General features: G+C 59.8%; 16 protein-coding genes. 5 read left to right on the forward strand and 11 right to left on the reverse strand.

Annotated elements, in window-relative coordinates; translation table 11 throughout:
- Positions 1 to 47: 47 nt before the first annotated feature.
- The 4 genes from AC3WTM_RS09440 to ppsA form a co-directional block, all read right to left on the reverse strand.
- On the reverse strand, positions 48 to 1,043 hold the full coding sequence (locus AC3WTM_RS09440; protein ID WP_102668981.1) for a zinc transporter ZntB: 996 nt from the start codon (positions 1,041 to 1,043) through the stop codon (positions 48 to 50).
- Positions 1,044 to 1,069: 26 nt separating this feature from the next.
- Positions 1,070 to 1,561 (reverse strand): ribonuclease E activity regulator RraA, encoded by a 492-nt coding sequence (gene rraA / locus AC3WTM_RS09445; protein WP_008027412.1) that lies wholly within the window; start codon positions 1,559 to 1,561, stop codon positions 1,070 to 1,072.
- A gap of 114 nt (positions 1,562 to 1,675) precedes the next feature.
- Positions 1,676 to 2,671 (reverse strand): alpha/beta fold hydrolase, encoded by a 996-nt coding sequence (locus AC3WTM_RS09450; RefSeq protein ID WP_102668982.1) that lies wholly within the window; start codon positions 2,669 to 2,671, stop codon positions 1,676 to 1,678.
- 196 nt (positions 2,672 to 2,867) lie between these two features.
- On the reverse strand, positions 2,868 to 5,243 hold the full coding sequence (ppsA, locus tag AC3WTM_RS09455; RefSeq protein ID WP_007988920.1) for a phosphoenolpyruvate synthase: 2,376 nt from the start codon (positions 5,241 to 5,243) through the stop codon (positions 2,868 to 2,870).
- A 332-nt stretch (positions 5,244 to 5,575) separates the two neighbouring features.
- Here ppsA and ppsR point away from each other — a divergent pair, with 332 nt between their 5' ends.
- Entirely contained in the window at positions 5,576 to 6,394 is an 819-nt protein-coding gene (gene ppsR / locus AC3WTM_RS09460; RefSeq protein ID WP_008048584.1) for a posphoenolpyruvate synthetase regulatory kinase/phosphorylase PpsR, read from the forward strand.
- A 117-nt stretch (positions 6,395 to 6,511) separates the two neighbouring features.
- Here the strand turns inward: ppsR and prpD are convergent, their stop codons facing one another.
- The 6 genes from prpD to AC3WTM_RS09490 form a co-directional block, all read right to left on the reverse strand.
- On the reverse strand, positions 6,512 to 7,996 hold the full coding sequence (prpD, locus tag AC3WTM_RS09465; RefSeq protein WP_102668984.1) for a 2-methylcitrate dehydratase: 1,485 nt from the start codon (positions 7,994 to 7,996) through the stop codon (positions 6,512 to 6,514).
- Positions 7,997 to 8,122: 126 nt separating this feature from the next.
- Positions 8,123 to 9,313 (reverse strand): 2-methylaconitate cis-trans isomerase PrpF, encoded by a 1,191-nt coding sequence (gene prpF, locus AC3WTM_RS09470; RefSeq protein ID WP_102668985.1) that lies wholly within the window; start codon positions 9,311 to 9,313, stop codon positions 8,123 to 8,125.
- A 66-nt stretch (positions 9,314 to 9,379) separates the two neighbouring features.
- Positions 9,380 to 11,974: a Fe/S-dependent 2-methylisocitrate dehydratase AcnD gene (gene acnD / locus AC3WTM_RS09475; protein WP_102668986.1), complete on the reverse strand. Its 2,595-nt coding sequence runs from the start codon at positions 11,972 to 11,974 to the stop codon at positions 9,380 to 9,382.
- Positions 11,975 to 12,115: 141 nt separating this feature from the next.
- Positions 12,116 to 13,243, reverse strand: a complete 1,128-nt coding sequence (gene prpC / locus AC3WTM_RS09480) for a bifunctional 2-methylcitrate synthase/citrate synthase (protein WP_102668987.1) — start codon at positions 13,241 to 13,243, stop codon at positions 12,116 to 12,118.
- Between the two features lie 154 nt (positions 13,244 to 13,397).
- Positions 13,398 to 14,288: a methylisocitrate lyase gene (prpB, locus tag AC3WTM_RS09485; protein ID WP_008017616.1), complete on the reverse strand. Its 891-nt coding sequence runs from the start codon at positions 14,286 to 14,288 to the stop codon at positions 13,398 to 13,400.
- Positions 14,285 to 15,004 carry a GntR family transcriptional regulator gene (locus tag AC3WTM_RS09490; protein WP_008048579.1) on the reverse strand — a complete coding sequence of 240 codons (720 nt, stop codon included), beginning with the start codon at positions 15,002 to 15,004 and terminating at the stop codon, positions 14,285 to 14,287. The genes prpB and AC3WTM_RS09490 overlap by 4 nt, the downstream gene beginning before the upstream one ends.
- A gap of 297 nt (positions 15,005 to 15,301) precedes the next feature.
- Here AC3WTM_RS09490 and rloA point away from each other — a divergent pair, with 297 nt between their 5' ends.
- The 4 genes from rloA to pabB all read left to right on the forward strand — a co-directional run bounded on the left by rloA (position 15,302) and on the right by pabB (position 19,892).
- Positions 15,302 to 15,838 carry a retropepsin-like aspartic peptidase RloA gene (rloA, locus tag AC3WTM_RS09495; protein WP_102668988.1) on the forward strand — a complete coding sequence of 179 codons (537 nt, stop codon included), beginning with the start codon at positions 15,302 to 15,304 and terminating at the stop codon, positions 15,836 to 15,838.
- 5 nt (positions 15,839 to 15,843) lie between these two features.
- Positions 15,844 to 17,379, forward strand: coding sequence for an osmotic stress tolerance membrane protein RloB (gene rloB / locus AC3WTM_RS09500; protein WP_102668989.1), 1,536 nt, complete (start codon positions 15,844 to 15,846; stop codon positions 17,377 to 17,379).
- On the forward strand, positions 17,379 to 18,365 hold the full coding sequence (locus AC3WTM_RS09505; RefSeq protein ID WP_057715712.1) for an alpha-L-glutamate ligase-like protein: 987 nt from the start codon (positions 17,379 to 17,381) through the stop codon (positions 18,363 to 18,365). The genes rloB and AC3WTM_RS09505 overlap by 1 nt, the downstream gene beginning before the upstream one ends.
- Before the next feature lie 183 nt (positions 18,366 to 18,548).
- Positions 18,549 to 19,892 (forward strand): aminodeoxychorismate synthase component I, encoded by a 1,344-nt coding sequence (pabB, locus tag AC3WTM_RS09510; protein WP_102668990.1) that lies wholly within the window; start codon positions 18,549 to 18,551, stop codon positions 19,890 to 19,892.
- A gap of 109 nt (positions 19,893 to 20,001) precedes the next feature.
- Here pabB and thrH read toward each other — a convergent pair whose 3' ends face one another.
- Positions 20,002 to 20,619: a bifunctional phosphoserine phosphatase/homoserine phosphotransferase ThrH gene (gene thrH / locus AC3WTM_RS09515; protein WP_057715714.1), complete on the reverse strand. Its 618-nt coding sequence runs from the start codon at positions 20,617 to 20,619 to the stop codon at positions 20,002 to 20,004.
- Positions 20,620 to 20,638 lie beyond the last annotated feature (19 nt).

Here is a 20,638-nt window from a genome sequence, read left to right on the forward strand (position 1 = left end):
TGTCTGTGGGAGACGCGGTCAGTTTTGGTCGGGTCACATGGTTTCCCTCAGACCCAGCGCAAGCGTCGGAACAACCACCACTGCCCCAGCGCCACCGAGACCATCATCAGGCAAGCGATCAGAAAGCCGTAAGGGCTGGCAGAGAATGGAATTCCACCGACGTTGATCCCCAAAAGCCCGGCCAGAAAACTCATCGGCAAAAAGATCCCGGTGATGATCCCGAATCGATACATCGTGCGGTTCATGCGCACGCTTAATCGACGGTCCTCAGCCTCAAGGACCAGTCCCACCCGCTCCCGGGTCAATTCGAGCTCTTCGAGGTAGCGGGTCAGGCTGTTGTTCAATTCGTTCCAGTAATCACCGTCATCCTCGACGAACCAGGGCAACTTGATTCGCGTCAACTGCCCGAAAATGTCCCGCTGCGGAGCCAGAAAGCGCTTCAACGCAGCGGCCCGGCGACGAATCTGCAGAACCGCCCCGTGCTCAGGAGTATACCGTTCGTCGGCATCCAGCTTTTCTTCTTCCTCATCGACCACTTCCGAGAGGCAGCTGACCAGATCCTGCACCTTGTTGGTGAGGTACTGCGCCATGCAAAGGATGAGTTCGGAGGCAGTTTTCGGCCCCTTGCCCTCGGACAGTTGCACCAGCAACTCGTCAGTGGCACGCAACGGACGCAAACGCAGGGAAATGACACGCTGGGCAGAGCCGAAAATCCGCACCGACACCATGTCTTCCGGTTCGGCGCCAGGGTTCAGATTGACCCCGCGCAAAAATAGCAGCAGTTCGCTGTCCGAAAGCTGCAAAAGTCGCGGACGGGTGTTTTCTTCAAGTAACAGGTCACAGCTGAATTCGCTCAGACCGCTGGATTTGCGCAACCAAGTCCGGGTTTGTGGATGACTGCGATCCCAGTGCAGCCACAGGCTTTCATGGGCCTGCAGCTGCAAGTCATCGAGTTCAGTCCGGGCAATCGAACGCGCGCTGCCTTTACCGTCCAGCACCAGGGCATGCACCAGCCCCCATTGCGCGTTTTCTTCCTCGAACATCCGCACTCCTTTGGTCAACCGGCGCTTTATTCAGGCATTTTCAGCGGGCTGGGCGAGATGATCACGCCGTTGTTGTCCGCATAAATGTATTCGCCTGGACGGAACGTCACGCCGGCAAACGTCACCACAACGTTGAGATCGCCGAGCCCGCGCCTGTCGGATTTCCTCGGGTGGCTGGCGAGGGCCTGAACGCCCAGATCGGTCTGCGCGATGATATCGACGTCGCGGATGCAACCGTAGATTACCAGCCCTTCCCAACCGTTTTTCGCGGCTTTCTCGGCCAGCATGTCACCGAGCAACGCATGGCGCAGGGAACCGCCACCGTCTACCACCAGCACTTTGCCATTCCCCTTGAGCTCGACCTGCTCCTTGACCCGCGAGTTGTCTTCAAAGCATTTGATGGTCACGATTTCGCCGCCGAAGGAATCACGGCCGCCGAAATTGCTGAACATCGGTTCCAGCACCTGCACCAGCTCCGGATAGGCGTCGCACAGGTCAGGCGTGATGTAATGGTTCATCGAGAAACTCCTGTAAGAGGAAGACAATCGAGGATGTCGGAAAGTGACCAGAACAGCTCAATGCGTCATATCTTAGCCGCAAGCCGACCGGAGCGAAATGCCCTTCTTAGAGCGTCAGGCTCGGACTGCCGCGACCAAATCCTGTTGCGCTCCTGGCAAAGGTGTCTGCTGATCGGCCAACCAGCGAGTCACCAAAGGCCAGACTTCAGCCTGGGCTGCCTTGCTGACGAGCATTTCCACGTGACCGAAATTGTCGCCGAAACCCTGCTCGCGCCCCAGGTTGATGAATTGCTTGTGCTCGGAACCGAACTGCTCGAACAGCTTGCGACACGCCCACGCAGGATCCTGATGATCACCCGCAGCGCTCACGGCAAGCACTGGCAACTTGACCTCAGCCAAACCCGCCCACCAGTTTTTATCGGCATCGCCAAAGCGCCCGAACAGACCGTACCAGCGCATGCCTTCCAGGGCCAGGCCGATGGGCTCGTCCTCCGGACCGCGCTTGAGCCTTGAGCCGGACAACTGGGCAAAACGCTTGAGAATGAAGCGACCGCTCCACTCCACCGGCGGAATCTTCAATGGCCAGTAGGTTCGACTGACTTGTGTACCGAAAAACGCCGCCGAGGCCACGACCGGCTCACCGATGTACTCGCCACCCAACGCTGCGGCCAGTGTAATACCGCCCAGTGAGTGACCGATCCAGTGTGGCACCTGCCCACTCTGTTCGCGCACGAATGCGCCAATGGCCGGCAGGTCATAGCGTGCGTAGTCGGCAACACGGTTCTTGCGGTAGTCGTGATTACGCTGGGACAGGCCGTGACCGCGCATTTCCGGAATCCAGACATCGAACCCCAGACGGGCCAGATAAGCGCCCAGCCCCAGGCCTTTGGGAGAAAACCAGAACCGGCGATTGGAAAAGCTGCCGTGCAGCAGGATCACCGGCACGCCACGGGAGGACGACTCATCGGCCATGCCAAGGCGTGTCACAGCCAATTCGACGGTGAAGTCGGGACTGTTACCGGGTTTCAAACGATACACATCTTCGCTCAGATCACCGCGCCGTTCGGCACTGATCAGGGCGACAGGAAATAGGTTGCTGCTGCTTTGCATAATCTCTTGCACAAAAAAGGGCGGCATCCAGATGGAGCCCGCCCTGCTTGAATCTCATAAAGACCGCTCCCTGTAGGAGCGAGCTTGCTCGCGATGGACGTCAACGATAACGCGTTCATCCTGGATAAACGCGGTGTCCTGAGTTTTTTCGCGAGCAAGCTCGCTCCTACAGAGAGAGCGGCCCGTTTACACCGGATCAGGCCGAAGCTTGACCTTCCGCCAGGAAGAACCAGGTTTCCAGTACGGAGTCAGGGTTCAACGAAACGCTTTCAATGCCCTGCTCCATCAGCCACTTGGCCAGGTCCGGGTGGTCCGAAGGACCCTGACCGCAGATACCGATGTATTTGCCGGCCTTGTTGCACGCGGCAATCGCATTGGCCAGCAGCTTCTTGACCGCCGGATTACGCTCGTCGAACAGGTGGGCGATGATGCCGGAGTCACGGTCCAGGCCCAGGGTCAGCTGGGTCAGGTCGTTGGAGCCGATGGAGAAACCGTCGAAGAACTCGAGGAACTCTTCAGCCAGGATGGCGTTGGACGGCAGTTCGCACATCATGATCACGCGCAGGCCGTTCTGGCCACGAGCCAGACCATTTTCCGCCAGCAGATCCACCACCTGGCTCGCTTCGCCCAGGGTACGGACGAACGGCACCATGATTTCGACGTTGGTCAGGCCCATCTCGTTGCGCACGCGCTTGAGGGCGCGGCATTCGAGCTCGAAGCAGTCGCGGAACGATTCGCTGATGTAACGCGAGGCACCGCGGAAGCCCAACATCGGGTTCTCTTCTTCCGGCTCGTACAGCTTGCCGCCGATCAGGTTGGCGTATTCGTTGGACTTGAAGTCCGACAGACGCACGATGACCTTTTTCGGCCAGAACGCCGCCGCCAGGGTGCTGATGCCTTCGACCAGTTTCTCGACGTAGAAACCCACCGGATCGTTGTAGCCGGCGATGCGCTTGTCGACGCTTTCCTTGATGTCCAGCGGCAGGCCGTCGTAGTTCAGCAGTGCCTTGGGGTGCACGCCGATCATACGGTTGATGATGAACTCCAGGCGGGCCAGGCCCACACCGGCGTTCGGCAACTGCGCGAAGTCGAAAGCGCGGTCCGGGTTACCGACGTTCATCATGATCTTGAACGGCAGCTCCGGCATGGCGTCCACGGAGTTCTTCTTGATGTCGAAGCCCAGTTCGCCTTCGAAGATGAAGCCGGTGTCGCCTTCAGCGCAGGAAACGGTCACGCCCTGACCATCTTTCAACAGCTGGGTGGCGTTGCCGCAACCTACTACCGCTGGAATACCCAGCTCACGGGCGATGATCGCCGCGTGGCAGGTACGACCGCCACGGTTGGTGACGATCGCGCTGGCGCGCTTCATGACCGGTTCCCAGTCCGGGTCGGTCATGTCGGACACCAGTACGTCGCCTGGCTGGACCTTGTCCATCTCGGACACGTCCTTGATGATGCGGACCTTGCCGGCGCCGATGCGCTGGCCGATGGCGCGACCTTCCACCAGCACGGTGCCGGTTTCTTTCAACAGGTAACGTTCCATGACGTTGGCCTGGGTGCGGCTCTTCACGGTTTCCGGACGGGCCTGCACGATGTACAGCTTGCCGTCGTCACCGTCCTTGGCCCACTCGATGTCCATCGGGCACTGGTAGTGCTTCTCGATGATCATCGCCTGCTTGGCCAGTTCGCTGACTTCCGCGTCGGTCAGGCAGAAACGTGCGCGCTCAGCCTTGTCCACGTCGACGGTCTTGACCGAACGACCGGCCTTGGCCTCGTCGCCGTAGATCATCTTGATGGCCTTGCTGCCCAGGTTGCGGCGCAGGATCGCCGGGCGACCCGCGGCCAGCGTGCCTTTGTGAACGTAGAACTCATCCGGGTTCACCGCGCCTTGTACGACGGTTTCACCCAGGCCGTAGGCGCCGGTGATGAACACCACGTCACGGAAGCCCGACTCGGTATCGAGGGTGAACATCACGCCGGCGGTGCCGGTTTCGGAACGGACCATGCGCTGCACGCCAGCGGACAGGGCAACCAGCTTGTGGTCGAAGCCCTGGTGCACGCGATAGGAAATGGCACGGTCGTTGAACAGCGAGGCGAACACCTCTTTGGCGGCGCGAATGACGTTTTCGACACCACGGATGTTCAGGAAGGTTTCCTGCTGACCGGCAAAGGATGCGTCGGGCAAGTCTTCGGCAGTGGCGGAAGAACGCACGGCCACGGCCATGTCAGGGTTACCGGCGGACAGCGTGGCGAACGCGGTACGAATTTCGGCATTCAGTTTTTCAGGGAACTCGGCTTCCATGATCCATTGGCGGATCTGGGCACCGGTCTTGGCCAGCGCATTCACGTCATCGACGTCCAGGGCATCGAGCGCATCATGAATCTGCTGATTCAGGCCGCTCAGTTCCAGGAAATCACGATAAGCCTGAGCGGTCGTGGCGAAGCCGCCGGGCACCGATACACCGGCACCTGCAAGGTTGCTGATCATCTCGCCCAGGGATGCGTTCTTGCCCCCCACATGCTCAACATCGTGTTTGCCGAGCTTATCGAGGGAAACTACGTACTCTACCAAGGTGATCTCTCCACTAACTGTGTTGGAAAAGCTCAGAAACCGGCTGCTTAAGTGAGCATTTGCCGGTTATATGGCCTGGACCTGGAAAATAAGTGAGAATGCGGGCCAATGGCGGCCGGCAAATCGCGCCTATCATATCCAAGATTCGTCACAAGTGTCCTGTGTCGCAAATGCGTTTCCTTTTGTCGAGTGACTGTTGTTGCCAGACAAGGCGCCGCGACGAGTCATAGCTGGCTATGGCGAGGAGCGGCAACGCAGTATGGCGACAACAGGCGCCGTCAAAAGGGAACGCATTTGTGATACATGACACTCACTTAAGGCCCAAGGTGCAAATGAAACGATCTGCTTTCTTTATCTCCGATGGTACCGGCATTACCGCCGAAACCCTGGGTCAAAGCCTTCTGGCGCAGTTCGAAAACATTACCTTCAGCAAAGTCACGCGGCCGTACATCGACAACGTGGACAAAGCGCGGGCCATGGTACAACAAATCAACAAAGCCGCCGAAACCGACGGCTTCCGTCCGATTATCTTCGACACCATCGTCAATCAGGACATTCGTGAGATTCTCGCAACCTCGAATGGTTTCATGATCGACATTTTCTCGACGTTCCTGGCACCGCTTGAACAGGAACTGACCGAGCATTCTTCCTACACTGTGGGCAAGTCCCACTCCATCGGCGCCAACACCAATTACATGGAGCGTATCGAGGCCGTTAACTTCGCCCTCGACAACGACGACGGCGCCCGCACGCACTATTACGACAAGGCCGACCTGATACTAGTGGGCGTGTCGCGATGTGGTAAGACGCCGACGTGCCTGTACATGGCGATGCAGTTCGGTATCCGCGCAGCCAACTACCCGCTGACCGAAGACGACATGGAGCGCCTGCAACTGCCGTCTGCCCTGCGCGCCCACCAGCACAAGCTGTTCGGCCTGACCATCGACCCGGACCGCCTCACCGCGATCCGCAACGAGCGCAAGCCCAACAGCCGCTATTCGAGCTACGCCCAGTGCGAGTTCGAAGTGCGCGAAGTGGAAAACCTGTTCCGCCGCGAGAACATTCCGAACATCAACTCCACGCACTTTTCCGTAGAAGAAATCTCCGCGAAGATTCTCGTGGAGAAAGGTGTGGAGCGGCGTTTCAAGTAGTTCTTTTTTGCCTGTTCGGCCCTCATCGCGAGCAAGCTCGCTCCCACAGTTGATTTGTGTTCACCGCAGATCTCCTGTGGGAGCGAGCTTGCCCGCGATGAACGATAACTCGGTCTCCTAGATAACAAACAAATCCACAAACCGGTTCACCGGCGTCGCCTCAAGCTTCGCCTGATCCTTGCACAACTCAAAAATCTCCCCGCTGCGCTGTCCGGTGAATCGCGTCAGCAAGTTCGTCTTGAACTTGTCTTCCAGCAACGGAATGCCTTCGACCCGACGTCGACGATGCCCAATCGGGTATTCCACCACCACGTTTTCCGTACTCGACCCGTCCTTGAAAAACACCTGCACCGCATTGGCAATGGAGCGCTTGTCGGGCTCCAGATACTCACGGGTGAAACGCGGCTCCTCAACTATCACCATTTTGTCGCGCAGCACATCGATGATCGGATGCGCCTTGTGGAAATCATCTTCGTAATACTCGGCAACCAGATTGCCAAAGGCCAGCGGCACTGCAGTCATGTACTGGATGCAGTGATCGCGATCAGCGGCATTGGCCAGCGGGCCGACCTTGGAAATGATGCGAATCGCCGACTCGTGAGTGGTGATCACGATCCGGTCGATTTCGTGCAGACGATTGCGCACCTGTGGATGCAGGGTTACCGCCGCCTCACAGGCCGTTTGCGCATGGAACTCGGCCGGAAAACTGATCTTGAACAACACGTTTTCCATCACATAACTGCCGTACGGTCGCGAGAAACTGAACACACGCTTGTCTTCAGGCTTGAGCGCCAGATCATTGTTGGTGTGGCTGAACAATACGTCGTAAAACCCCCACTGCCGGGCACTCAATACACCGGGAATACCCATTTCGCCGCGCATCGCCATGTCCGCCAAACGCACGCCACGACTGGACGCATCCCCCGCCGCCCAGGATTTACGCGAACCGGCATTCGGCGCATGTCGATAGGTGCGCAATGCCTGACCGTCAGCAAAGGCGTGCGACAACGCCGACAACAACTGCTCGCGATTGGCACCCATCAGCTTGGCGGTGACTGCGGTCGAGGCCACTTTCACCAGAATGACGTGATCGAGGCCGACACGGTTGAACGAGTTTTCCAGGGCAATCACGCCTTGAATCTCATGGGCCATGATCATCGCTTCAAGCACTGTACGCACGGTCAGCGGTGCCACACCATTAGCCAGGTGCTTTTGTGATAAATGGTCGGCTACCGCGAGAATACCGCCGAGGTTGTCCGATGGATGCCCCCACTCCGCAGCGAGCCAGGTATCGTTGTAGTCGAGCCAGCGCACGATGCAGCCGATGTCCCACGCCGCCTTCACAGGATCGAGTCGGTAACTGGTCCCCGGCACCCGGGCGCCGAACGGCACGACAGTGCCTTCTACCACTGGCCCCAGATGCTTGGTGCACTCGGGAAAACGCAAGGCCAGCAGGCCGCAACCCAAGGTATCGATCAGGCAGTTGCGCGCAGTATCCAGCGCCTCTTTTGACTCGATCTTGTAGTTGAGGACGTAATCGGCAATGTCCTGCAGGACCTTGTCGTAGTCGGGGCGGTTGTTCAGGTCGACGTTGGCACTCATGTTCGATTCACTCTTGTAGGAGCGAGCCTTGCTCGCGATGGTCGTCAACGATAACGCTGGGTGCCTGACACCCCGTGGTGCTCTCAGGTCCATCGCGAGCAGGCTCGCTCCTACATAGGGTATGGGTCAGAAAGAATCCCCCGGCACCCGCACAAAACCTTCCATCAACACCCGTGCACTGCGGCTCATGATCGCCTTGTTCACGGTCCACTCACCGTTGACCTGGCTGGCCTCGGCGCCGACGCGCAAGGTACCGGACGGGTGGCCGAAACGCACCGCGTTGCGTTCGATACCGCCTGCCGCGAGGTTAACCAGCGTACCGGTGATCGCTGCCGCCGTGCCGATTGCCACCGCAGCAGTACCCATCATCGCGTGGTGCAATTTGCCCATGGACAGCGCACGCACCAGCAGGTCGACATCACCCGCCGCAATGGCTTTGCCACTGGACGATACGTAATCCGCCGGTTTGGCGACGAAGGCCACTTTTGGCGTGTGCTGGCGCTTGGCCGCTTCGTCAATATTCGAAATCAGGCCCATGCGCAATGCGCCGTAAGCGCGGATGGTTTCGAACATCAGCAAGGCTTTCGGGTCGCCGTTGATCGCGCCCTGCAACTCGGTACCCTTGTAGCCGATGTCTTCGGCATTGACGAAAATCGTCGGGATGCCGGCGTTGATCATGGTCGCCTTGAAAGTGCCGACGCCGGGCACTTCCAGGTCGTCCACCAGGTTGCCGGTAGGGAACATCGAACCGCCGCCGCCCTCTTCGTCCGCCGCCGGATCGAGGAACTCGATCTGCACTTCGGCCGCCGGGAAGGTCACGCCGTCGAGTTCGAAATCGCCGGTTTCCTGTACTTCACCATTGGTGATCGGCACGTGGGCGATGATGGTCTTGCCAATGTTGGCCTGCCACACGCGAACCACTGCCACGCCGTTGTGCGGGATGCGGCTGGCGTCCACCAGGCCATTGCTGACGGCGAACGAACCGACCGCCGCCGACAGGTTGCCGCAGTTGCCGCTCCAGTCCACGAAGGGCTTGTCGATGGACACCTGACCGAACAGATAATCGACATCGTGATCGGCCTTGATGCTTTTCGACAGGATCACGGTTTTGCTGGTGCTGGAAGTCGCGCCACCCATGCCGTCGATTTGTTTGTCGTACGGGTCGGGGCTGCCAATCACCCGCAGCAGCAAAGCGTCGCGGGCCTGGCCCGGGACCTGTGCAGCTTCAGGTAAATCCTTCAGGCTGAAAAACACGCCTTTGCTGGTGCCGCCGCGCATGTATGTCGCTGGAATTTTGATCTGCGGTGCATGAGCCATGGTGCTCGTTACTCCTAATCTGAAAACAGACACGGGACTCAAAGTCCCGTGTCTGCAAAGCGTGTGTTAAACAGCAACCGCCGATTCTTCGAGGAAGTCCTGGGCGAAGCGTTGCAGCACGCCACCGGCTTCGTAGATCGACACTTCTTCAGCAGTGTCGAGGCGGCAGGTCACCGGCACATCGACGCGCTCGCCATTCTTGCGATGGATCACCAGGGTCAGCTCGGCACGCGGGGTGCGGTCGCCAATCACGTCGTAGGTTTCGCTGCCGTCGATGGCCAGGGTGTGGCGGTTGGTGCCCGGCTTGAATTCCAGCGGCAACACGCCCATGCCCACCAGGTTGGTGCGGTGAATGCGCTCGAAACCTTCGGCGGCAATCGCTTCCACACCCGCCAGGCGCACGCCCTTGGCCGCCCAATCGCGGGACGAACCCTGACCGTAGTCGGCACCTGCGATGATGATCAGCGGCTGCTTGCGATCCATGTAGGTCTCGATGGCTTCCCACATGCGCATCACTTTGCCTTCCGGCTCGACACGGGCCAGCGAACCCTGCTTGACCTTGCCGTTTTCCTGAACCATTTCGTTGAACAGTTTCGGGTTGGCGAAGGTCGCGCGCTGCGCGGTCAGGTGGTCACCACGGTGAGTCGCGTAGGAGTTGAAGTCCTCTTCCGGCAGGCCCATTTTCGCCAGGTATTCGCCCGCGGCGCTGTCGAGCATGATGGCGTTGGACGGCGACAGGTGATCGGTGGTGATGTTGTCCGGCAGCACCGCCAGCGGGCGCATGCCCTTGAGCGGGCGGGCGCCGGCCAACGCACCTTCCCAGTAAGGCGGGCGGCGGATGTAGGTGCTCATCTCGCGCCACTCGTACAGCGGCGCGACTTTGGGACCTGTGTCTTCGTGAATCGCGAACATCGGGATGTAGACCTGACGGAACTGCTCAGGTTTGACCGAGGCTTTCACCACTGCGTCGATTTCTTCGTCGCTCGGCCAGATGTCTTTCAGGCGGATTTCCTTGCCATCCACCACGCCCAGCACATCTTTTTCGATGTCGAAACGGATGGTACCGGCAATGGCGTAAGCAACGACCAATGGCGGCGATGCGAGGAACGCCTGCTTGGCGTACGGGTGAATCCGGCCGTCGAAGTTACGGTTACCGGACAACACAGCAGTGGCGTACAGGTCACGGTCGATGATCTCTTGCTGGATCACCGGGTCCAGTGCGCCGGACATGCCGTTGCAGGTGGTGCAGGCGAAGGCCACGACGCCGAAACCGAGCTGTTCCAGCTCATCGGTCAAACCGGCTTCATCGAGGTACAGCGCCACGGTTTTGGAACCCGGTGCCAGGGACGACTTGACCCACGGCTTGCGGGTCAGGCCGAGCTTGTTGGCGTTGCGCGCCAGCAGGCCGGCGGCGATCACGTTGCGCGGGTTGCTGGTGTTGGTGCAGCTGGTAATGGCGGCGATGATCACCGCGCCGTCCGGCATTTGGCCCGGTACGTCGTCCCACTGACCGGAGATGCCTTTGGCGGCCAGATCCGAAACCGCCACTCGGGCGTGCGGGTTGCTCGGGCCAGCCATGTTGCGCACTACCGAGGACAGATCGAACGTCAGGCCGCGCTCGTATTGCGCGCCTTTCAGGCTGTCGGCCCACAGACCAGTGGTCTTGGCGTAGTTCTCGACCAACTGCACCTGCTCGTCTTCACGTCCGGTGAGTTTGAGGTAGTCGATAGTCTGCTGATCGATGTAGAACATCGCCGCGGTGGCGCCGTATTCCGGGGCCATGTTGGAGATGGTCGCGCGGTCGCCGAGGGTCAGCGCCGCAGCACCCTCACCGAAGAATTCCAGCCACGCGCCAACCACTTTTTGCTTGCGCAGGAACTCGGTCAGCGCCAGCACCATGTCGGTGGCGGTGATGCCCGGCTGCAGCTTGCCGGTCAGCTCGACGCCGACGCTTTCCGGCAGACGCATCCACGATGCGCGGCCGAGCATTACGCTTTCGGCTTCCAGGCCACCGACACCGATGGCAATCACGCCCAACGCATCGACGTGAGGGGTGTGGCTGTCGGTGCCGACGCAGGTATCAGGGAAGGCCACGCCGTCACGCACCTGGATCACCGGAGACATTTTCTCCAGGTTGATCTGGTGCATGATGCCGTTGCCCGGCGGGATCACGTCGACGTTCTTGAACGCCTTCTTGGTCCAGTTGATGAAGTGGAAACGGTCTTCGTTGCGACGGTCTTCGATGGCGCGGTTCTTCTCGAACGCTTCCGGATCGAAGCCACCGCGCTCGACGGCCAGGGAGTGGTCGACGATCAGTTGGGTCGGTACCACCGGGTTCACTTGCGCTGGATCACCGCCCTGCAAGGCGATGGCGTCACGCAGGCCGGCGAGGTCGACCAGCGCGGTCTGGCCGAGAATGTCGTGGCACACCACGCGGGCCGGGAACCACGGGAAGTCGAGGTCGCGCTTGCGCTCGATGAATTGCTTCAGGGATTCAGTGAGCGTGGCCGGGTCGCAGCGACGCACAAGGTTTTCCGCCAGCACACGGGAAGTGTACGGCAGGGTGTCGTAGGCGCCAGGCTGGATCGCCTCGACCGCTGCGCGGACATCGAAGTAATCCAGGTGGCTGCCGGGCAGCGGTTTGCGGAATTGTGTGTTCATCGTCAGGACTCGGTCACGGTAGTTACAAAAGGTGGGGCCTGGCACTGGTTTCGAAGCCAATGCATTCCACTGTAGGAGCGAGCTTGCTCGCTCCTACAGGGATCTGCGTTGATTTCAGATCCCGGTGCCGGCCTCCACCATTCAGCGTTGTTCGATTGGTACGAACTTGCGCTGCTCAACGCCGGTGTATTCGGCGCTTGGACGGATGATGCGGTTGTTGGCACGTTGTTCGTACACATGGGCGGCCCAGCCGGTCAGGCGCGAGCAGACGAAGATCGGTGTGAACAACTTGGTTGGGATGCCCATGAAGTGGTAAGCCGAGGCATGATAGAAGTCGGCGTTCGGGAACAGTTTCTTCTGCTCCCACATGGTCTTGTCGATGGCTTCGGATACCGGGAACAACACCGTGTCACCCACTTCGTCAGCGAGCTTCTTCGACCAGCCCTTGATCACCTCGTTGCGTGGATCGTTGTCCTTATAGATCGCGTGGCCGAAGCCCATGATCTTGTCCTTGCGCTCGAGCATGCCGAGGGTGCCCTTGATCGCGTCTTCCGGCGACGAGAAACGCTCGATCATTTCCATCGCCGCTTCGTTGGCGCCGCCGTGCAGCGGACCGCGCAGCGAGCCAATGGCCGCGGTGATGCACGAATACAGGTCGGACAGGGTCGATGCGCAAACCCGTGCGGTGAAGGTCGACGCGTTGAACTCATGCTCCGCGTAGAGGATCAGCGAAACGTTCATCACCTTGACGTGCAGCTCGCTCGGCTTCTTGCCGTGCAGCAGGTGCAGGAAGTGGCCGCCGATGGACTGCTCGTCACTCACGCAATCGATGCGCTTGCCTTCGTGGCTGAAGCGATACCAGTAGGTCATGATCGCCGGGAACGCGGCCAGCAGGCGGTCGGTCTTGTCGTGTTGCTCGGAGAAGTTGTTCTCCGGCTCCAGGTTGCCCAGGAACGAGCAGCCAGTGCGCATCACGTCCATCGGGTGAGCGTCGGCGGGGATGCGTTCCAGCACTTCTTTGAGCGCTTGCGGCAGGTCGCGCAGCTTGCTCAGTTTGGCAACGTAGGCTGCCAGTTGCGCCTTGCTCGGCAGTTCACCGTACAGCAGCAGGTAGGCAACTTCTTCGAACTGTGCGTCAGCCGCCAGTTCACGTACGTCATAACCACGATAGGTCAGACCGGCACCCGACTGGCCCACGGTGGACAGTGCGGTTTGCCCGGCTACCTGGCCACGGAGCCCGGCGCCACTGAGTATTTTTGCTTCGGCCATTGCTGTCTCCAATTCTTGAATTTTTTAGGGAAACTAGCCTGTAGGAGCGAGCTTGCTCGCGATAAACATCAAATCGCCGCGGGGCATCAGATTTCCCGCGTTATCGTTGGCGACCATCGCGAGCGGGCTCGCTCCTACAGGTACACGGTGTTCATTATTTTTTCGCGGCGAACAACGCATCGAGCTTCTGCTCGAAGGTGTGGTAGTCGATGCGATCGTAAAGCTCCATGCGGGTCTGCATGGTGTCGATGACGTTCTGTTGTGTGCCATCGCGACGGATCGCGGTGTAGACGTTTTCTGCAGCCTTGTTCATGGCACGGAACGCCGACAGCGGGTACAGCACCAGCGATACGTCGGCAGCGGCCAGTTGCTCGGTGGTGTACAGCGGCGTCGCGCCGAATTCGGTGATGTTGGCCAGGATCGGTGCTTTCACGCGATTGGCGAACAGCTTGTACATTTCCAGTTCAGTGATGGCTTCCGGGAACACCATGTCAGCGCCGGCCTCGATGCACGCGGCGGCGCGATCCAGGGCAGACTCCAGACCTTCCACCGCCAGGGCGTCGGTACGGGCCATGATCACGAAGCTGTCATCGGTACGCGCATCGACGGCAGCCTTGATGCGGTCGACCATTTCCTGCTGGGTCACGATCTCCTTGTTAGGGCGGTGACCGCAACGCTTGGCGCCAACCTGGTCTTCGATGTGAATCGCTGCCGCGCCGAACTTGATCATCGACTTGACGGTGCGAGCGACGTTGAACGCCGAGGAACCGAAACCGGTGTCCACGTCCACCAGCAACGGCAGGTCGCAAACGTCGGTAATACGGCGCACGTCAGTCAGCACGTCATCCAGACCGGTGATACCCAGGTCAGGCACGCCCAGGGAGCCGGCAGCCACCCCACCACCCGACAGGTAGATCGCCTTGAAACCGGCGCGCTTGGCCAGCAGCGCATGGTTGGCATTGATCGCGCCGACCACTTGCAATGGATGCTCGCTGGCGACCGCATCGCGGAAACGCTGGCCTGGAGTGCTCTTGTTCAAACTCATGACTCACCTCGTTTGGCTGTCGGGTTAGCGCCGTCCTGGTAATGACGGGCGATGTTGCGTTTGGAGGCGCCGATGTGACGACGCATCAACAACTCGGCCAGTTCACCGTCACGGTCGGCGATGGCATCGAGAATTCGGTGGTGCTCGGCAAACGCCTGGTGCGGGCGATTGGGCGTGGTGGAAAACTGGATGCGGTACATGCGCACCAGTTGATACAGCTCGCCACAGAGCATTTGGGTCAGCGTGCGGTTGCCGCTGCCCTGGATGATTCGGTAGTGGAAGTCGAAATCGCCTTCCTGCTGGTAGTAGCCCCGACCTGCCTGAAACGCCTCATCGCGCTCGTGGGTTTCCAGGACTCGACGCAGCTCGTCGATTTCTTCGAGGCTCATGCGCTCGGCGGCCAGGCGACAGGCCATCCCTTCCAGGGATTCGCGGATTTCGTACAGCTCGATCAATTCGGCGTGATTGAGCGACACCACCCGTGCGCCGACGTGCGGCACGCGAACCAGCAGGCGCTGGCCTTCCAGACGGTGGATGGCCTCGCGCAACGGGCCTCGGCTGATGCCATAGGTGCGCGCCAGTTCCGGTTCGGAGATTTTGCTGCCCGGCGCGATATCGCCTTTGACGATAGCCGCCTGAATGCGTCGGAAGACGTTCTCGGAAAGCGTCTCCGTATCGTCTTGCGTAGAAACCGGGGGATCGAGTTGATCCAGCATATTGTCGACACCTTGTAAGCCAGTGCCGCAAAAACTAGCGAATACTGGCGTAACAGTCAAAGCATAAATCGATATTGTCGACAATCTTCTGATAACCGGTTGCAGCATCACGAAGCAACCGGTCTATTTATAGCCACCGGCCAGCGCTGGCGCCATCAAACCACCGTGCTAGAATGCCGCCCGCATTTGTTTGTCACATCTGCACTGCCTGTCATAAAAACCTGACAGGCATACGAGGGAGCTTGCGCAGCGATGCCAGGGCCTTGAATCAAGTCGGACCGCTGCGCATCAGGATTTATGAGACTCAAGCCCTACCCCACCTTCCTTTTTTTCCTTTGCCTGCCCGGCTTCGCAATGGCCGGGGAAAAGACCGTGTATGGCCTTAACGAGTACGCATCGCTCAATGGCATCGATCTGGAAGTGGCGGCCAAACTCGACACCGGGGCGAAAACCGCATCCCTGAGTGCACGGGATATCAAACGTTTCAAACGCAACGGCGAGTCGTGGGTGCGCTTTTACCTGGCCATCGACGCCGCCCATTCGCACCCGATCGAACGCCCGCTGGCCCGTGTCAGCAAGATCAAGCGCCGGGCCGGCGACTACGATCCGGAGGAAGGCAAGAAGTACACCGCCCGCCCGGTGATCGAACTGGACATCTGCATGGGCTCGGCCCTGCGCAGCATCGAAGTGAACCTGACCGACCGCAGCGCTTTCCAATACCCGTTACTGATTGGCTCCGAAGCCCTCAAACGTTTCGATGCTCTGGTTGACCCCAGCCTTAAATATGCTGCCGGCAAACCTGCCTGCACCACCGACGCTCATACCGCCGAGTAATTCAAATGCGCTCTCTTACCCTTCACCTGAAACTGCTGATCGCCATCCTGGTGGTGCTGGGCATTTCAGTTACGGCCTATCAGATCTTCGTGCTGGGCATCCCGGTGACCGAAGACGCCACCGACGACCTGTGGAACATCGACGCCAAGGTCGAGTTCGTCGCCAGTGCCAAGGACCCGGTCAAGATCCAGATGTTCGTGCCTCCGCTGAGCCGCGACTTCGTGAGCCTCAACGAGAGCTTCATCTCCAACAACTACGGCGTGGCCGTGAATCGGGTCGACGGCAACCGCAAGGTCACCTGGTCGGCACGCCGGGCCAAAGGCAATCAGACGCTGTATTACCGCCTGGTGCTGACCAAGCGTTATTCCGGTGAGAAAGCCAAGATCAAAGGCCCGACCTTTCGCGACAGCATGACCATCGAAGGCCCGGAAAAAATCGCCGCCGAAGCCCTGCTCGCACCGATTCGCCAACACTCAGCCGATGTCGAAACTTTCGTTGGCGAAGCCATCAAGCGGGTCAACAACCTCAATGACGACAACGTGAAGCTGCTGCTGGCTGGTGACCCATCCGCGGCGCACAAGGCGAAAATCGTCGAGCTGCTGCTGTCCATCGCCCACGTGCCGATCGAGAAGGTCCACACCATCCGCCTGGTGGCCGACCAGCCGCAAATGCCGGAACTGTGGCTGCGCAGCTTCAATGGCGCCGACTGGCTGTACTTCAACCCGGAAACCGGTGAACAGGGCCTGCCGACCGACCGCCTGCTGTGGTGGACCGGCGACGAAAACCTGATCACCGTCGATGGTGGCAAGAAAGCCAACGTGACCTTCAGCCTGAACAACAGCGAAATGAACGCCATTCGCCTGGCCAAGCTGACCGACGAAAACACCGACGCCAATTTCCTTGAGTACTCGCTGTACGGCCTGCCGCTGCAAACCCAGCAGACCTTCATGATCATGGTGATGATCCCGATCGGCGTGCTGGTGATCCTGATCCTGCGCAACCTGATCGGCATACAGACCCTGGGCACCTTCACCCCGGTGCTGATCGCCCTGGCCTTCCGCGAAACCCAGCTCGGCTTCGGTATCGTGCTGTTTACCATCATTACGGCGCTGGGCTTGTCGCTGCGCTCCTATCTCGAACACCTGAAACTGCAAATGCTGCCGCGGCTGTCGGTGGTGCTGACGTTCGTGGTGGTGCTGATTGCGGCCATCAGCCTGCTCAGCCATAAACTCGGCCTGGAACGCGGTTTGTCGGTGGCGCTGTTCCCGATGGTGATCCTGACCATGACCATCGAACGCCTGTCGATCACCTGGGAAGAGCGCGGCGGTGGCCATGCCATGAAAGTGGCCGTCGGCACGCTGTTCGCCGCGTCCCTGGCGCACCTGATCATGAGCGTGCCGGAACTGGTGTACTTCGTGTTCACTTTCCCGGCGATCCTGCTGATCCTGGTGGGCTTCATGCTGGCCATGGGTCGTTATCGCGGTTACCGCCTGACCGAACTGGTGCGCTTCAAGGCCTTCCTGAAAAAGGCTGACGCCTGATGTTCGGCCTCTGGAAGACCTGGAAGGCCCTGGAAGCCCGGGGCATCATGGGGATCAATCGGCGCAACGCAGACTACGTGCTCAAATACAACAAGCGCAGCCTGTACCCGATCGTCGATGACAAGATCATCACCAAGGAACGCGCCATCGCCGCCGGCATCCATGTGCCCGAACTGTATGGCGTGATCTCCACCGAGAAAGAAATCGACAATCTCGAAGAGATCATCGGCGCACGCAATGACTTCGTGATCAAACCGGCCCAGGGCGCTGGCGGAGATGGCATCCTGGTCATCGCCGACCGCTTTGAAGGGCGTTATCGCACGGTGTCCGGCCGGATCATCAGCCATGAAGAAATCGAACACCAGGTTTCCAGCATCCTGACCGGCCTGTACTCCCTGGGCGGTCACCGCGACCGGGCGCTGATCGAATACCGCGTGATTCCGGACCAGATCTTCAAGAGTATCAGTTACGAAGGCGTTCCGGACATTCGCATCATTGTTTTGATGGGCTACCCGGTGATGGCCATGTTGCGCCTGCCGACGCGCCAGTCCAACGGCAAGGCCAACCTGCACCAGGGCGCCATCGGCGTCGGTGTGGACCTGGCCACCGGCTTGACCCTGCGCGGCACCTGGCTGAACAACATCATCAACAAACACCCGGACACCACCAATGCGGTGGATGGCGTGCAACTGCCCTACTGGGACGGTTTCATGAAACTCGCCGCGGGTTGCTATGAGTTGTGCGGCCTGGGCTACATCGGTGTCGACATGGTCCTGGACCAGGAAAAAGGCCCGCTGATTCTGGAGCTCAATGCCCGGCCGGGGCTGAATATCCAGATTGCCAATGACTGCGGCCTGACGTTGCGCACTCATGCGGTGGAAGCACGGCTGGAAGACCTGAAGGCGCGTGGCGTGAGTGAATCGGTCGAAGAGCGCGTGGCGTTTGTGCAGGAGATGTTTGGGCATATTCCTGCGGTCGAGGGCTGAGGCCCATCTCTTGTAGGAGCGAGCTTGCTCGCGAAAAACGCCAGGACAACGCGGGGATTCAGACAGCCCACGTCATCGTTGACGACCATCGCGAGCAAGCTCGCTCCTACAATCCCCTCTAGGAGCAATTCTCCGAGGGGACTACAATCGCCAACCCGCCTCGATGGCTGACTTCCCCCGCCCATGTTGACCTGTTCCGTACACCCGCTGCCCTATCGCGCCAACCCCGCCGAATATTTCGCGGCGATTCGCCATGCACCTGGTGCCGTCCTGCTCGACAGTGGCCGCCCCAGCGCCGACCGCGGTCGCTATGACCTGCTCAGCGCCTGGCCATTGGAGCAACTGACGGTGTCGCCCGACGAAAGTGGCGATGCTTTCCTGCAACGCCTGCGCGACAACCTGACACGTCTGGGCGAAGCCATTCTGCCGGCAAATTATGAGTTGCCGTTTGCCGGTGGGTTGATTGGGTACCTGAGTTACGACTTCGGCCGACATCTGGAGCGCCTGCCGAGCCAGGCCAGTGACGACCTGCATCTGCCTGACGCGCGCTTCGGCTTGTACGGTTGGGCCTTGATCAGCGATCACCTTTTGCAGACCAGTCAATTGGTGTTCCACCCGACCCTGCCCGACAGCGAGCGTCAGCGCCTGATCGAACTGCTCAGCCAGCCTGCGCCGCAAACGAGCGCGCCCTTCAAGCTGCTCACCCCGATGACTGCCGACTTGAGCGCCGATGAGTATCAACAGGCCATCGAGCGCATCCAGCAATACATTCAGGCTGGCGACTGTTATCAGGTCAATTTCGCCCAACGGTTTCGCGCACCCTGCCTGGGTGATCCGTGGGCCGCTTACTGTGCGCTACGCGCTGCTTGCCCGACGCCTTTTTCCGGTTTCCAGAACTTGCCTGATGGCGATGCCGTACTCAGCTTGTCGCCGGAACGCTTCGTCAAAGTCAGCCACGGCCATGTGGAAACCCGCCCGATCAAGGGCACCCGCCCCCGGGGCCTGACGCCCGAGCAGGACGCCGCGAACGCCGCCGAATTGCTGGCCAGCCCCAAGGACCGCGCGGAAAACCTGATGATTGTCGACCTGCTGCGCAATGACCTCGGTCGCACCTGCCGCACAGGCTCGGTGCGGGTGCCGGAATTGTTCAGCCTGGAAAGCTATCCGAACGTGCACCACCTGGTGAGCAGCGTCACCGGTGAACTGGCGGATGAGCGCGATGCCTTGGACCTGATCGCCGGCAGCTTCCCCGGCGGCTCGATTACCGGCGCGCCAAAGATTCGTGCCATGCAGATCATCGACGAACTGGAGCCGACCCGGCGCGGCCTGTATTGCGGTTCGTTGCTGTACCTGGACGTACGCGGCGAAATGGACAGCTCCATCGCCATCCGTAGTTTGCTGGTCAAGGACGGGCAGGTGTGTTGCTGGGGCGGTGGCGGGATTGTCGCGGACTCGCAGTGGCAGGCCGAATATCAGGAGTCGATTACCAAGGTGAAGGTGCTGCTCGATACCCTGCAAAACCTGTAGGAGCGAGCCTGCTCGCGATGGAGCAACTGACGACGCGGGCTGTCTGGTGCCCCGCGTTATCGTTGACGACCATCGCGAGCAGGCTCGCTCCTACATACAGGGAATGTGATTACAAGCTCAGGGTCCGGTTTGATGCCTTGATGAACTCCTGCTTCAACGCTTCAAACGTGTGCACCGCCGGGAACTGCGGGAACTGCGCAATCACGTTGTCCGGTGCATGGAACAGAATCCCGGCATCGGCCTCGCCCAGCATCGTGGTGTCGTTGTAGGAATCCCCCGCCGCGATCACCCGGTAGTAGAGACTCTTGAAGGCCAGTACCGACTGACGCTTGGGATCTTTCTGACGCAGTTGATAGTCAGTGACTCGCCCAGTGTCGTCCGTAATCAGGCGATGGCAGAGCAAGGTCGGGAAGCCCAGCTGACGCATCAGCGGCTGGGAGAATTCATAGAAGGTGTCCGACAGGATCACCACCTGGAAGCGCTCGCGCAGCCAGTCGACGAACTCGATGGCACCATCGAGCGGCTTGAGCGTGGCGATCACTTCCTGAATGTCGGAGAGCTTCAGGCCGTGCTCGTCGAGAATGCGCAGGCGTTGCTTCATCAGCACGTCGTAGTCGGGAATGTCCCGGGTAGTGGCCCTGAGGGATTCGATCCCGGTTTTTTCGGCGAAGGCGATCCAGATTTCCGGAACCAGCACACCTTCAAGATCCAGACAGGCAATTTCCACAAGACACTCCCATTTGTAT

The organism is Pseudomonas sp. EU05-FHT14B02 (genome assembly GCF_058791055.1).